This window comes from Scandinavium sp., assembly GCF_032012665.1.
In the GTDB taxonomy this organism is placed as follows: Bacteria; Pseudomonadota; Gammaproteobacteria; order Enterobacterales; family Enterobacteriaceae; genus Scandinavium.
The window spans coordinates 1-14139 of record NZ_DALZVG010000010.1 but is presented as its reverse complement, the minus strand read 5'-3'; the positions used below and the strand labels follow the sequence as shown (position 1 = coordinate 14139).

General features: G+C 53.4%; 11 protein-coding genes and 1 other RNA gene. 7 read left to right on the top strand and 5 right to left on the bottom strand.

Features of this window, described 5'->3' with window-relative positions:
- The first annotated feature begins 171 nt into the window (after window positions 1–171).
- From galE to gpmA, 5 genes are all read left to right on the top strand, one after another.
- Complete coding sequence (gene galE / locus RTU33_RS10405; RefSeq protein ID WP_312627155.1) at window positions 172–1188, top strand: UDP-glucose 4-epimerase GalE; 1017 nt, start codon at window positions 172–174, stop codon at window positions 1186–1188.
- Between the two features lie 9 nt (window positions 1189–1197).
- Entirely contained in the window at window positions 1198–2244 is a 1047-nt protein-coding gene (gene galT, locus RTU33_RS10400) for a galactose-1-phosphate uridylyltransferase (protein ID WP_312627154.1), read from the top strand.
- A 5-nt stretch (window positions 2245–2249) separates the two neighbouring features.
- A complete protein-coding gene (galK, locus tag RTU33_RS10395) occupies window positions 2250–3398 on the top strand; it encodes a galactokinase (RefSeq protein WP_312627153.1) in 1149 nt (382 codons plus the stop codon).
- Window positions 3392–4432: a galactose-1-epimerase gene (galM, locus tag RTU33_RS10390; protein ID WP_312627152.1), complete on the top strand. Its 1041-nt coding sequence runs from the start codon at window positions 3392–3394 to the stop codon at window positions 4430–4432. Before galK ends, galM begins: the two co-directional genes overlap by 7 nt.
- 204 nt (window positions 4433–4636) lie before the next feature.
- On the top strand, window positions 4637–5389 hold the full coding sequence (gpmA, locus tag RTU33_RS10385) for a 2,3-diphosphoglycerate-dependent phosphoglycerate mutase (RefSeq protein ID WP_312627151.1): 753 nt from the start codon (window positions 4637–4639) through the stop codon (window positions 5387–5389).
- A 14-nt stretch (window positions 5390–5403) separates the two neighbouring features.
- On the opposite strand, the gene RTU33_RS10380 is transcribed toward gpmA, so the two are convergent.
- Both RTU33_RS10380 and aroG read right to left on the bottom strand, forming a co-directional pair.
- Entirely contained in the window at window positions 5404–8979 is a 3576-nt protein-coding gene (locus tag RTU33_RS10380) for a restriction endonuclease (RefSeq protein ID WP_312627150.1), read from the bottom strand.
- 130 nt (window positions 8980–9109) lie between these two features.
- Window positions 9110–10162, bottom strand: a complete 1053-nt coding sequence (gene aroG, locus RTU33_RS10375) for a 3-deoxy-7-phosphoheptulonate synthase AroG (RefSeq protein WP_312627149.1) — start codon at window positions 10160–10162, stop codon at window positions 9110–9112.
- Window positions 10163–10480: 318 nt separating this feature from the next.
- On the opposite strand from aroG, the gene RTU33_RS10370 reads away from it, so the two are divergent.
- Both RTU33_RS10370 and zitB read left to right on the top strand, forming a co-directional pair.
- Window positions 10481–10858, top strand: coding sequence for a YbgS-like family protein (locus tag RTU33_RS10370; RefSeq protein ID WP_312627147.1), 378 nt, complete (start codon window positions 10481–10483; stop codon window positions 10856–10858).
- Between the two features lie 110 nt (window positions 10859–10968).
- Window positions 10969–11913 (top strand): CDF family zinc transporter ZitB, encoded by a 945-nt coding sequence (gene zitB / locus RTU33_RS10365; protein WP_312627145.1) that lies wholly within the window; start codon window positions 10969–10971, stop codon window positions 11911–11913.
- Here the strand turns inward: zitB and pnuC are convergent.
- From pnuC to RTU33_RS10350, 3 genes are all read right to left on the bottom strand, one after another.
- Window positions 11910–12629: a nicotinamide riboside transporter PnuC gene (gene pnuC, locus RTU33_RS10360; RefSeq protein ID WP_312627143.1), complete on the bottom strand. Its 720-nt coding sequence runs from the start codon at window positions 12627–12629 to the stop codon at window positions 11910–11912. The two genes, zitB and pnuC, sit on opposite strands and share 4 nt — an antisense overlap.
- A gap of 35 nt (window positions 12630–12664) precedes the next feature.
- Window positions 12665–13708 carry a quinolinate synthase NadA gene (nadA, locus tag RTU33_RS10355; RefSeq protein WP_312627307.1) on the bottom strand — a complete coding sequence of 348 codons (1044 nt, stop codon included), beginning with the start codon at window positions 13706–13708 and terminating at the stop codon, window positions 12665–12667.
- 180 nt (window positions 13709–13888) lie between these two features.
- Window positions 13889–14023, bottom strand: a non-coding RNA gene (locus RTU33_RS10350) — RtT sRNA.
- Window positions 14024–14139: the final 116 nt, after the last annotated feature.

The following is a 14139-nucleotide window of genomic DNA, read 5'->3' as shown; positions in this document are numbered from 1 at the left end:
GGATAAAGAGCATTCTCCCTTCTGATGCTCATTGATTTATAATGCAAAATGCGCAGATAACTGGCTAAAATCACGCCGTGTAAACGATTCCACTAATTTCGGCCGTGTCACACTTTTCACATCTCTGTTATGCTAGGCTTATTCCATACTATAGGCTTAACGGAGCGAAAAATGAGAGTACTGGTTACAGGTGGTAGCGGTTACATAGGCAGCCACACCTGCGTGCAGTTACTGAAGCAAGGCCATGACGTCATCATCCTCGACAATCTCTGTAACAGTAAGCGCAGCGTGTTACCGGTGATTGAACGTCTCGGCGGCAAGCAGCCGGTTTTCGTTGAAGGCGATATTCGCAACGAAGCGCTCATGACTGAAATCCTGCACGATCACGCGATTGACACCGTGATCCATTTTGCCGGCTTGAAGGCCGTGGGCGAATCCGTCGTCAAACCCCTCGAATACTATGACAACAACGTTAACGGCACGCTGCGCCTGATTGCCGCCATGCGAGCCGCTAACGTAAAAAACTTTATCTTTAGCTCCTCCGCCACCGTCTACGGCGACCAGCCAAAAATCCCTTACGTCGAAAGCTTCCCGACCGGCACGCCACAAAGCCCATATGGCAAAAGCAAGCTAATGGTTGAACAGATTCTGGCTGACCTGCAAAAAGCACAGCCTGAGTGGAGCATCGCGCTGCTGCGCTACTTCAACCCGGTCGGCGCGCATCCGTCAGGTGACATGGGCGAAGATCCGCAGGGCATTCCGAACAACCTGATGCCGTACATCGCGCAGGTAGCAGTAGGCCGTCGTGAATCGCTGGCAATCTTCGGCAACGACTATCCGACCGAAGACGGCACCGGCGTGCGCGATTATATCCACGTGATGGATCTGGCCGATGGCCACGTTACCGCGATGGAAAAACTGGCGGATAAGCCAGGCGTGCACATTTACAACCTCGGCGCGGGCGTCGGCAGCAGCGTGCTGGACGTAGTCAATGCCTTCAGCAAAGCCTGTGGCAAACCGGTGAATCATCACTTTGCCCCACGTCGCGACGGCGACCTCCCAGCATACTGGGCGGATGCCAGCAAAGCAGACCGTGAACTCGGCTGGCGCGTAACCCGAACGCTCGACGAAATGGCGCAGGATACCTGGCACTGGCAGTCACGCCATCCGCAGGGCTATCCCGACTAAGGATTTGTCATGACACATTTTAACCCTGTCGATCACCCACACCGCCGCTTTAATCCGCTTACCGGGCAGTGGATTCTGGTGTCACCGCATCGCGCCAAGCGCCCCTGGCAGGGGGCGCAGGAAACGCCCGCCCAGCAGACGCTGCCGGTACACGATCCGGACTGCTTCCTGTGTCCGGGTAATACCCGCGTCACCGGAGATAAAAATCCGCAGTACACCGGCACGTTTGTCTTCACCAACGACTTTGCTGCGCTGATGACCGACACGCCGGACGCACCGCAGAGTGACGATCCTCTGCTGCGTTGCGAAAGCGCGCGCGGTACCAGCCGGGTTATCTGCTTCTCGCCGGATCACAGCAAAACGCTGCCGGAACTGAACCTTCAGGCTCTGGAAGACGTTGTGCAAACCTGGCAACAGCAGACCGCAGAGTTGGGCAAACTATACCCATGGGTGCAGGTATTTGAGAATAAAGGTGCGGCAATGGGCTGCTCCAACCCGCACCCGCACGGCCAGGTCTGGGCGAACAGCTTCCTGCCAAACGAAGTTGAGCGGGAAGATCGCCTGCAAAAAGCCTATTACGCTGAGCAGGGCTCACCGATGCTGGTGGATTACGCGCAGCGCGAGCTGGCTGACGGCAGCCGGACCGTGGTGGAAACCGAGCACTGGCTGGCCGTCGTGCCTTACTGGGCCGCATGGCCTTTCGAAACGCTGCTGCTGCCGAAAGTCCACGTTCTTCGCCTCACCGATTTAACCGACGCCCAGCGTTCCGATCTGGCGCTGGCGCTGAAAAAACTGACCAGCCGCTACGACAACCTGTTCCAGTGCTCCTTCCCCTACTCCATGGGCTGGCACGGCGCGCCGTTTAATGGCGAAGATAATACGCACTGGCAGCTGCACGCCCATTTCTATCCGCCGCTGCTACGCTCGGCCACCGTGCGCAAATTTATGGTCGGTTACGAAATGCTGGCTGAAACCCAGCGCGATTTGACGGCCGAACAGGCCGCCGAACGCCTGCGCGCCGTCAGTGATGTCCACTATCGCGAATCAGGAGTCTAAAAATAATGAGTCTGAAAGAGAAAACCCTGTCCCTGTTTGCTGAAAAATTTGGCTACCCTGCCACCCACGTTATTCAGGCACCAGGCCGCGTCAACCTGATTGGCGAGCACACCGACTATAACGACGGTTTTGTGCTGCCCTGCGCCATTGATTACCAGACGGTCATCAGCTGTTCACCGCGTAACGATCGCACGGTACGCGTCATTGCCGCCGATTATGAAAACCAGACGGATGAATTCTCACTGGATGCCCCTATCGTCAGCCACGATACCCAGCAGTGGTCTAACTATGTGCGCGGCGTGGTAAAACATCTGCAAAAACGCGACCGCAATTTTGGCGGCGTGGATATGGTGATCAGCGGCGATGTGCCGCAGGGCGCAGGGCTGAGCTCCTCGGCCTCGCTGGAGGTTGCTGTCGGAACCGTGTTCCAGCAGCTGTATCATCTGCCGCTCGATGGCGCGCAGATTGCGCTGAACGGTCAGGAGGCGGAGAACCAGTTTGTCGGCTGTAACTGCGGCATTATGGATCAGCTGATTTCCGCGCTGGGCAAGAAAGATCATGCGCTGCTGCTGGACTGCCGCTCGCTCGGCACCAAAGCCGTTTCCATGCCGAAAGGCGCGGCGGTGATCATCATTAACAGCAACTTTAAGCGCACGCTGGTCGGCAGCGAGTACAACACTCGCCGCGAACAGTGTGAAACAGGCGCGCGTTTCTTCCAGCAGCCAGCCCTGCGCGACGTATCACTGGAAAAATTCAATGCTGTAGCCCATGAACTTGACCCGGTTGTAGCCAAACGCGTGCGCCATGTGCTGACTGAAAATGCCCGTACCGTAGAGGCCGCTTCCGCGCTGGAAAAAGGCGACCTGAAACGCATGGGTGAGCTGATGGCAGAATCTCACGCTTCCATGCGTGATGATTTCGAAATCACCGTACCGCAAATCGATACGCTGGTTGAGATTGTGAAAGCGACTATCGGTGACAAAGGCGGTGTGCGCATGACCGGCGGCGGCTTCGGCGGCTGTATCGTGGCTCTGGTACCGGAAGAGCTGGTGCCAACGGTGAAAGAAGCCGTTGCCGCGCAGTATCAGGCGAAAACCGGCATTAAAGAAACCTTCTACGTCTGTAAAGCATCTCAAGGAGCGGGCCAGTGCTGACTGAAACGCCAACTCTTGCCCCCGACGGCCTGCCGTTCCGTCTGCTGACCCTGCGCAACGGCGCAGGGATGGTAGTGACGCTGATGGACTGGGGCGCAACGCTGCTGTCTGCCCGTATTCCAATGAAAGACGGCAGTGTGCGCGAGGCACTCCTCGGCTGCGCCAGCCCGGAATACTATCCGCAACAGGCGGCATTTCTCGGCGCATCCGTAGGGCGTTACGCAAACCGGATCGCCGACAGCCGCTTTACGCTTGAGGGTGTGACATATACGCTCAAGCCGAGCCAGGGCCCTAATCAGCTCCACGGCGGGCCAGAGGGCTTTGATAAACGTCGCTGGCAGGTCGTGAATCAGAATGACAATTCGGTGCTCTTCGGGCTGGAATCTGCCGATGGCGATCAGGGCTTCCCGGGAAATCTCAGCGCCACCGCTCACTACCGTCTGACGGATGATAACCGCATCGCCATTGAATATCGGGCGACCGTCGATAAAGCCTGCCCGGTAAATATGACTAACCACGTCTATTTCAATCTCGACGGCGGGCAGAGCGATGTTCGTCAACACAAGCTGCAGATTGCAGCAGAAGCGTATCTGCCCGTGGATGAGATGGGTATCCCGCGTTCAGGCCTGAAAGCCGTTGACAATACCAGTTTTGATTTCCGTCAGCCGAAGACGATCGCCCGCGAGTTTCTGAGCGATGACGATCAGCGCAAAGTGAAGGGTTACGATCACGGCTTCCTGCTTTCGGCTCAGGGAGATCCTTCCCGGGTAGCTGCGGCGGTGTGGTCATCCGACGAGAAGCTTCAGTTGCAGGTGTACACCACGGCTCCGGCTCTACAGTTCTATTCCGGCAACTATCTGGGCGGCACGCCATCGCGAGAAACCGAACCTTATGCCGACTGGCAAGGCCTGGCGCTGGAAAGCGAATATCTGCCCGACAGCCCGAACCATCCGGAGTGGCCTCAGCCGGACTGCGTACTGCGGCCCGGTGAAGAGTACATCAGCGTCACCGAATACCAGTTCACCTCGTTGTAATCTCCAGCCCTCTTCACTGAGGGCTTTTTTTCGCCAGATTGCTGAAAGTCGCGCCACTTACCTGCAAAAACATAACGGCCGGTTCACATGCTGCTTACACTGCGCCGCTATTTTCGCTATGGTTAAGGATAAGCGTTGCCGACCGTAACGAGGCGGCAATATAATGAGAATTGTTATCATTCAATCTAGTTCAGGAGTCACAGTATGGCTGTTACTAAGCTTGTGCTTGTTCGCCACGGCGAGAGCCAGTGGAATAATGAAAACCGCTTCACCGGTTGGTATGATGTTGATCTGTCTGAAAAAGGCGTTGGCGAAGCGAAAGCGGCAGGGAAACTGCTGAAGGATGAAGGCTTCAGCTTTGATTTTGCTTATACCTCTGTGCTGAAACGCGCCATTCACACCTTGTGGAACGTGCTGGATGAACTGGATCAGGCCTGGCTGCCGGTTGAGAAGTCCTGGAAGCTGAACGAGCGCCACTACGGTGCGCTGCAGGGTCTCAACAAAGCAGAAACTGCTGAAAAGTACGGCGACGAGCAGGTTAAGCAGTGGCGTCGTGGTTTTGCCGTGACGCCACCTGAGCTGACTAAAGACGATGAACGTTACCCGGGCCACGATCCGCGCTACGCGAAGCTGACCGATAAAGAGCTGCCGGTCACCGAAAGCCTGGCGCTGACCATCGATCGCGTAGTGCCATACTGGAACGAAACCATTCTGCCGCGCATTAAAAGCGGCGAGCGCGTGATTATCGCCGCGCACGGTAACTCCCTGCGTGCCCTGGTCAAATTCCTGGACAACATGGGTGAAGATGAGATTCTTGAGCTGAACATCCCGACCGGCGTGCCGCTGGTGTATGAGTTCGACGAAAACTTCAAGCCAATCAAGCACTACTATCTGGGCAACGCGGATGAGATCGCCGCGAAAGCCGCTGCGGTCGCGAACCAGGGTAAAGCGAAGTAAGAAAACCGCCCTCTCTACGGAGAGGGCCTTTCATTTCTGGCGAGTTCAATCCACAGCCTGAAAACCCGCTGTATACACGGATTGGCAATCTTATCCCCTGCATCAAGATAATTATTCAGTTGGTCAGGACGCAGCAGTTGAGCGTATTCTCCGGCTCTGCTTTCAAAGAGTTGCGCCACTGTTGGATGCCAGTGTGCAGTGACAATGTTATGAAGAAATGCCTCGGCCACGTCGTCATCCCATTTCAACGCCAGCAGCGATAACAGGGTGTCATGCCATGTTTGATGGCTGATCAGCGAGGGGATAAGACCTATGGTTAAATCTTTGGTCAACAAATGCGCTTTTGCGTCCAGCAATTTCGCCAGAAAATTATTGATGATTTGCTCTGACTGACTGGCAATAGCCCGCTCCAGCAGTGCCGTTGCCCGGTCATCTGAAAGCGCATCCACCATCTTGCGTTGATGAGTGTCGATTTCGGTAAATGTTTGGCAATTCAGCAAGATTATTTTATTGATAATCCCTTCATCCAGAGAGCTCGCATAACGAGAAATCATCTCAATCATCATGCCTAATGACATAGCATAGCTAAAAATGTCTTCACTGAACTTAGTTTGATTTTCAGTTGGAAAAGACGTCGCAAGGAAACGGTTGAGCCACTCGAGCATCAATTCGCGATCGTCACATTTCTCAATCAGACGAATTAGTTCGGCCTCAACGCCAGATAAATTATGTCCCGGAACAATATTTCGTTCATAGCAGGCCGCGAATTCAGCAAAATAGAGATTAAGCGTGTCGAGCGGTGATGACCGGAAAAAAGAAAGGGCATACATCATCGCATCCATGTCGTCATGTTTAACAATATCAAGGGCTGCTTCAGCGAATAAGGCAAATTGATGGGCGCTGGCAATACTCCACAGATAGCTATAGATTATAAAATCAGCAGGCTGCTTGCCCTGTTCCCATGCATCGAGCAGACGCTGCTCATGAACGAGCATGCCCGGCCACAGTTTCAAAAGGTTTACCGTGCTTTCGAGATAGCTATAATTTAAACGGTCAAAGACTCTGTCATCATTCACTAAGCCAATGAGGTCATTTAGCTCATCTTCAAAATCAACCTCTTCCCCCATTTCAAACAGGGCCTTTTTGATATAGAACTGATATTTTTTCTGCTGTTTCAGCGCCTGATATAACGCCCCCTTCAACCTGACGGGGTCGATTTTTTGGATTGCATACAGCGCGGAGCTCATATCTTTCAGAGACTCCGTTGCGGCGACAACCTCTTCGAGTATAGGTATGTCGGATTCATCGCCATAAATCCCTAAGGTGTCCGATGCAAGGCAGGTAAATACTTGTGCGTCCTTTTTCCACGTTGCCAGCCTCTCCCTGGCAATATCAGTAATAACGGCAGCTGGTCCACGCCACCAATTCTGATATTCGCCTCCAGATATTTTTGTCACCGCCTGCAACATGGCGGAAGAGTCGTTGTACGAATGCTGAAGCAAAGCGACATCACCGGAGCACGCCAGTGCCGCCAGCCGCTGTCCGCCATGATGGTGATCGCACAACCCTTCACTCGACCGCAGGCGCGCGTAAGCCCTGCCTGTGCCCAACACGCCCAGAGCCACAATTGCCGCGCTCCGCGTCAGAATCTCCACGCTTTGCTCTTGTTCGAGCAACCAGTCTTCCGCCGTTGCAATCCCGTCCCCGCCACGGGCTTTCGCAATCTCCGCACCACAGATTGCGTCCTGTTTCAGTATGGTGTTCAGAAATTCCGGAACGTCAGCGGGGGAAAGTTGCTCACCCACAAAAAAACACGCATCCCGACCTATACTTTTGAAGGTATGGCTGTCCACTTCACGCCAGCTTTTCGTTAGCCCCATCGCCAGGAGATAATCCAGCAAAATGTTGTGCTCAGTGAAGATAAAGCTCTCTTTTTCTTTTTTAAGCAGTTCAAACTTAGTGATAAAGTCGCTAAATACACCAATGGATTGAAATGAAAAGAGAAGCTTCTCACCACTTAGCGCCTGATTAACCCTTTGCGCAAGTTCATTCAGTTTATCCTGCGCAAGCGCGTAAGCGCCAAACCCAACCCGTATCTCGTAGACGATCGCTGACATCGCCCGCACAATGGTGAAATCATCCAACTTATTCAGGAGAGTATCGGCAGATGTCACTCTGCTCCGGCTCCGGGTAATTTTATCCCCGACAATGGTGCTTAACATCCCCGCGAATGCCTTGGGCAAAGCGGAATGTTTTTGAAAGAATTCGAGCGCTTTGGTTAACCCAAAAGGGGAACGTAAGAAAGCGGCCTGAGGCAGCTGGATGAGGGTTCTGAGTTCATCATTAAATGTGCTTTGCATCTTTACCGGGAGGTTCAAGCGAGCAATATTGACTATCTGTCGATAGGTTAAGGGTTCAATACGCAAGATAGCGCTGATGCCGTCAATATAGACGGGTATCCGCAGCCCGGTATCTCTTACCGTTATCAGGCAAGGGTAATCCACAGAAATAGCCTGTAATTCATTGATGAAGGCGTTAACTTCCGACTCCTGTAATTCATCCAGTCCATCAAATAAAAAGATGAAACGCGAAGGCAGCGACTGCCAGCTTCCCCAGCTAATGCCCAGGCTGGACTCGATCATCTTATTCAACCCACCACGACTGTAGGTATTCAGTGGGATAAGTACCGGCACAACGTCACTTCCCTCTTCGATCAAATGGAAGCGAATATAATGCTGTAACGCCGTTTTACCGCCTCCGCCGGGGCAAACTATCAGCGTCTTACCCGGTGCGGCAAAGGCATTTGAGGACGGGTTAATAAAGTCTGAGTAAGAAAACTTCAGGCTTGCGTCATCGCGATAAGCGGGGTTCTCCACCAGAATATTCTCCGGTGCCTGGCTTTGACTTAACAATAACTCGGTATAACGACATGGCGTATTTCTAATACCGGCACGATAGCGGTGGATATCAAAATTGGCACGTGGGTATTCACGTACCACCACATCAACAGAAAAATACTTATCCAGCACTGGGGTAATTGATGGCCAGACCAGCGTCAACTCATTGTCAAAATCAAGCGCGGACCAGACGATGATTTTTGCCGTGTCGATATAGTGATGAACCACATTTACCGGATCTAAATTCAGTGCTTCCAGACCTTTTCGCTGCGTCGCATACGCTTTGCCGAGCACCTCCTGACATTTTTTCTTCAGGTCGATAAAATCGGTCTGTCGCAGCAGCACTCTGGTCGTTTTTGCGACATCGCCCGTCGTGACGATAAGATGCTGCTCAGGAGTATCCCCTTGTAAAACACCGTTTAGCGCAATTTTGACCACTTCATCGGCCAGCGTGTCCGTGCCGAGCGCCGTCGCATAGCGTTTGCACTGAATGCAAATAACCCCCTGCGTTTTAGTATTTCTTGCCGTGCAATCAAAACCACCGTCAGTCGATTTTTGTCTTCCCGCCTCAAGAGTAAAACCTTTTTTACTGCCCAACTCTCCCATGGCGACGTAAACAAAATCCTCGAACTCGTCAGGAGTCAATTGGGACAGAGGGAGCGGCTGGCCTTTATATAAATTAGGTTTAAGCATGGGCATCACGTTCAGCATGAGGGTTAAATTAACTTATTGATTCTACGCCTATATCCTTAATGAATAAACGCACCCCGCCCACAGATACAAAAAAACCGGCACGGGGCCGGTTTCAGTAAATTATGAAAAATTACCCGCGACGCGCCTTAACCGCATTCGCCAGCTGGCGCAGAACGGCTTCGGTGTCGTCCCAGCCGATGCAGGCATCGGTAATGCTCTTGCCGTAGGTCAGCGGTTCACCGCTTTCCAGATTCTGGTTACCTTCCACCAGGTGGCTCTCAATCATCACGCCGACAATCGCTTTTTCGCCGTTGGCAATCTGGCCACAAACATCGGTTGCAACGTCCATCTGCTTTTTGAACTGCTTGCTGGAGTTGGCATGGCTGAAGTCGATCATCACCTGAGATGGCAGGCCCGCTTTATGCAGCCCTTCTTTCACCATCGCCACGTGATGCGCACTGTAATTCGGCTCTTTGCCGCCGCGCAGGATGATATGGCAGTCACCATTGCCGCTGGTGTTAACGATAGCGGAATGACCCCATTTGGTGACGGACAGGAAGCAGTGAGGCGCGCCTGCGGCGTTGATGGCGTCAATAGCCACTTTGATGGTGCCGTCGGTCCCATTTTTGAAACCTACCGGGCAGGAAAGGCCCGAGGCCAGCTCACGGTGAACCTGAGATTCAGTGGTACGTGCACCAATCGCGCCCCAGCTCATCAGATCCGCCATGTACTGCGGGGTGATCATGTCGAGGAATTCGCCCGCCGCCGGCAAGCCGCTGTCGTTGATTTCCAGCAGCAGCTTACGTGCGATACGCAGGCCGTCGTTAATCTGGAAGCTGTTATCCATGTGTGGATCGTTGATCAGCCCTTTCCAGCCCACCGTGGTCCGCGGTTTTTCAAAATAGACGCGCATAACGATTTCCAGCTCACCCTGCAGCGCTTCACGAAGCATCAACAGACGGCTCGCATACTCTTTCGCCGCGACCGGATCGTGAATTGAGCAAGGACCAATCACCACCAGCAGGCGATCGTCATGACCTTTGAGGATCTGATGGATCGCTTTGCGGGCATGAGAAACCGTATTTGCGGCATTTTCAGTGGCGGGGAATTTTTCAAGGAGCGCGACAGGAGGTAATAACTCGTTGATCTCTTTGATGCGTAAATCGTCGTTCTGATAATTCATGATCTTTCCAGCGTTGCCATACTTATATGATTGAGTGCAATCCTTCCAATCTATCTCGTCAGCCAGGAAGTGTAAACAGGGTTTTACACTTGCGCCGGACAATTCCTGGAATTCCCCAAAAAAACGCCAGAATGTAGCGAGAAGTGAGAATGTCGCTACACTTTTTAAATGTAAATACCAAAAAAAAGATATTTAACAAGATTCCCGGCTGACATAAATCAGCATAATGGAATCTTTCACCATCATGCGCCACGCGCATACGGCCATGCACTGTTGGAAGAAGTTATCCGACGTAACGACCAGAACAGGAGCATCCTCATGAAAAACAAGACACTGGCTACACTCGTACTGACTGCCACGCTTTCGATGATGAGCGGCGCGGCGCTGGCCGCCGACAATGCCTCAGACAATAATGGACAGGCGAATTCTTCCGCCGATGCAGGACAGGTAGCGCCCGATGCCCATCAGAACATGGCTCCTAACGGAGTCGACAACAGCAATGTGAATACTGATTCAAACGGCACGATGCTGCATCCAAACGGGTCGGCAAGCGATGCCCAACACATGAGCAAGGATGACATTCACAAAAACACGATGTGCAAAGACGGTAAATGCCCGGACATGAACAAGAAAGTTCAGACCGGTAGCGGCACGAACAGCGATGTCGATACCAAAACCGATGGTACAACCCAGTAAACCTGTTTAGTCTTCATAATAAAGGAGAGCATAGCTCTCCTTTATTTTTATGCGCGATGGATAAAGATCTGCAATGATGTCATGCATTAACTAAAAAGCGGGACCTGCATATGGCACATTCGCACTTAGACTCTTCAGGCCAGACGAAGGATGACGGCAATGGTCATCGCCTGCTGCTGGCGTTTATCATCACGGCAGGCTTTATGCTGCTGGAGGTGGTGGGTGGTCTTATTTCCGGATCGCTGGCGCTCCTTGCCGATGCCGGACATATGCTTACCGACGCCGCCGCGTTACTTTTCGCACTGCTGGCCGTTCATTTCGCACGCCGCCCTCCCAGTGCCCGGCACACGTTTGGCTGGCTGCGTCTGACAACGCTTGCGGCTTTCGTGAACGCCATTGCGCTGGTGCTGATTACGGTGCTAATCGTCTGGGAGGCGTTTGTTCGTTTCCGTCACCCGCAGCCGATTGCCGGCGCGACAATGATGGTGATTGCCATCGCTGGACTGCTCGCCAATATTCTCTCCTTCTGGATCCTGCATCGGGGCAGTGAAGAGAAAAACCTGAACGTGCGCGCCGCGGCGCTACACGTGCTTGGGGATTTGTTAGGCTCAGTAGGTGCAATTGTTGCAGCAATTGTGATTCTGACGACAGGCTGGACGCCAATTGATCCAATATTGTCCGTGCTGGTATCGTGCCTGGTGTTACGCAGCGCCTGGCAGTTGTTGAAAGAAAGCGTGAATGAGCTGCTGGAAGGTGCGCCCGGCTCGCTGGATGTCGCCGCACTGAAGCGAGGTTTACGCCGCGAAATCCCGGAAGTCCGGGATGTGCACCATGTTCATATCTGGCTGGTAGGGGAAAAACCGGTGATGACGCTGCATGTTCACGTTATTCCCCCCCACGATCATGACGCCCTGCTGGAACGCATTCAGCACTATCTTGAACACCACTATCGGATAGCACATGCCACCATCCAGATGGAATACCAGCCCTGCAGCGGGCCGGAATGCCACCTGAATGAGGCGCAGTCCGGACACGCCCACCATCATCACCACTAAGACGACAGCGCGCGTGAACCTCTCTCACGGGCGCTGTTCATCCACATCCGGCTGCCGTTCAAAGCAATAAACGTCAGCAGCAGATACTCCAGCGACATCGCATACACGCCCTGAAGCGCGAAAATCACTACGCTTATCACGTTGATGATGATCCATAGCAGCCAGTTTTCAACGTATTTACGCGTCATCAGGATCATCGCCGCGATCGACAACACCATCATGCAGGAATCCCAGAAGGGGAAGGCATCCGGCTGAAGCTCCGGCACGGTCACGCTGAGCCCGACGGACTGCATGATGCTGACCGCCACGCGGGTCAGGAAAGCGAATACCGGATTGATAAAGACCGTCATCAGACCAACCGCCACCACGCATGCCGCAAGCCAGGCCAGCGCTTTAGGCAGCGGCAGCCAGCGAATTTGCAGTTCGGCCTGATGCTGGCTGGTTTGCCGCGACCAGGCGTACCAGCCGTAAATATTCGCCGCGAAGAAAAATAGCTGCAGCAGCAGGCTGGCGTACAGCTGGATCTGGAAGAAGATGATGGCAAACAGCGTGACGTTCAGCAGACCGAAAGCGTAGTTGCTGATTTTCTCAAGGCTCGCCAGCCAGATACAGAGCAACCCTGCAACCGTCCCCACGGCTTCAATCCAGGACAGATCATAGCCGCCCGCGCCAATCGGGATATGCACCAGAATATTTTGTGTGCTGAAAAAATCCATTTGTTCTCCTTCCGTTGAGCAAAGTAACGACAGCGTTAAGAACGTAGTGTAGCCGCAAAATCCAGCATGCGGTTGAGTGGCGAGAGCGCGCCTTCCCGCAATGCGGCATCAACGTGGATCTCATGCGCCGCCCCGCCCTGCTCCAGCCCTTCGGCAATGGCTTTCAGGCCGTTCATCGCCATCCACGGGCAATGGGCACAGCTGCGACAGGTCGCCCCTTCTCCAGCCGTTGGGGCCTCCAGTAACTCTTTCTCCGGCACGGCCTGCTGCATCTTGTAGAAAATACCGCGATCGGTGGCTACGATAAGCTGCTGGTTCGGGAGCGTCTTCGCTGCGGCAATAAGCTGGCTGGTTGAGCCTACGGCATCCGCCATATCAACAATCGACTGCGGTGATTCCGGATGTACCAGAATCGCCGCCTGCGGGTACAGCGCTTTCATGCGTGCCAGCGCCTGCGTCCTGAACTCATCATGTACGATGCAGGCGCCCTGCCAGCACAGCACATCTGCGCCCGTTTGCTTCTGCACGTAGCGCCCCAGATGACGATCCGGAGCCCAGATAATTTTTTCGCCAAGGCTGTCGAGATGCTCGATCAGTTCGACAGCGATACTGGAAGTGACAACCCAGTCAGCGCGAGCTTTGACGGCAGCAGAGGTATTAGCGTACACCACGACGGTACGATCCGGGTGAGCGTCACAGAAGGCATTAAAAGCATCAATCGGACAGCCTAAATCGAGCGAGCATTCCGCATTCAGCGTCGGCATCAGAATGGTTTTTTCCGGGCTGAGTATTTTTGCGGTTTCGCCCATAAAACGCACGCCCGCAACCAGCAATGTTTTCGCCGGATGACGAGCCCCGAAACGTGCCATTTCCAGAGAGTCGGAAATACAGCCACCTGTCTCTTCCGCTAACTGCTGGATTTCCGGATCGGTGTAGTAGTGCGCCACCATTACCGCCTCTTTTTCTTTCAGCAGCCGCTTTATCTTTTCACGGTAAAATTGCTTTTCATCAGCGCTAAGCGGTGATGGTTTTGGCGGGAACGGATAAATTGCGCTTTCAGGATCAAACATTACGCTCATCATGGCTTCTCGTTTTACTGGCTTAACCAAACCATCGCAGAAACGTGAACAATCGGGCCATTTCCGCTGGTGGTGTTTTATATGCTAAACAAGATAGCGAAATTCAATCAGAAAGTCGTGAGATAATTTTGGGGAAGCGCAGAAAAACAAAAAGCGCCAAAAGGCGCTTTTTTCTGAATTTGGTGGGTCGTGCAGGATTACTCGCTTCGCTCGCCCTTCGGGCCGTCGCCACAAGCGGCTCCGTTGTCTCACGTCGTTCGACTCGAACCTGCAGCAGGCTATTCGTCTCATCCTGAGACTCACCCTTCGGGACAACGCGTTACGTTGTTCAAAATTGTTCCAGACAATTTTGTCTCATCCGGCACGAATCGGAAACAGCAAAAAGGCGCCTTTAGGGCGCCTTTCCACATTGGTGGGTCGTGCAGGATTCG

Coding starts and splice junctions, on each gene's coding strand:
- galE (WP_312627155.1), top strand. CDS start 172: ATGAGAGTACTGGTTACAGGTGGTAGCGGTTACATAGGCAGCCACACC.
- galT (WP_312627154.1), top strand. CDS start 1,198: ATGACACATTTTAACCCTGTCGATCACCCACACCGCCGCTTTAATCCG.
- galK (WP_312627153.1), top strand. CDS start 2,250: ATGAGTCTGAAAGAGAAAACCCTGTCCCTGTTTGCTGAAAAATTTGGC.
- gpmA (WP_312627151.1), top strand. CDS start 4,637: ATGGCTGTTACTAAGCTTGTGCTTGTTCGCCACGGCGAGAGCCAGTGG.
- RTU33_RS10380 (WP_312627150.1), bottom strand. CDS start 8,979: ATGCTTAAACCTAATTTATATAAAGGCCAGCCGCTCCCTCTGTCCCAA.
- aroG (WP_312627149.1), bottom strand. CDS start 10,162: ATGAATTATCAGAACGACGATTTACGCATCAAAGAGATCAACGAGTTA.
- RTU33_RS10370 (WP_312627147.1), top strand. CDS start 10,481: ATGAAAAACAAGACACTGGCTACACTCGTACTGACTGCCACGCTTTCG.
- zitB (WP_312627145.1), top strand. CDS start 10,969: ATGGCACATTCGCACTTAGACTCTTCAGGCCAGACGAAGGATGACGGC.
- pnuC (WP_312627143.1), bottom strand. CDS start 12,629: ATGGATTTTTTCAGCACACAAAATATTCTGGTGCATATCCCGATTGGC.
- nadA (WP_312627307.1), bottom strand. CDS start 13,708: ATGAGCGTAATGTTTGATCCTGAAAGCGCAATTTATCCGTTCCCGCCA.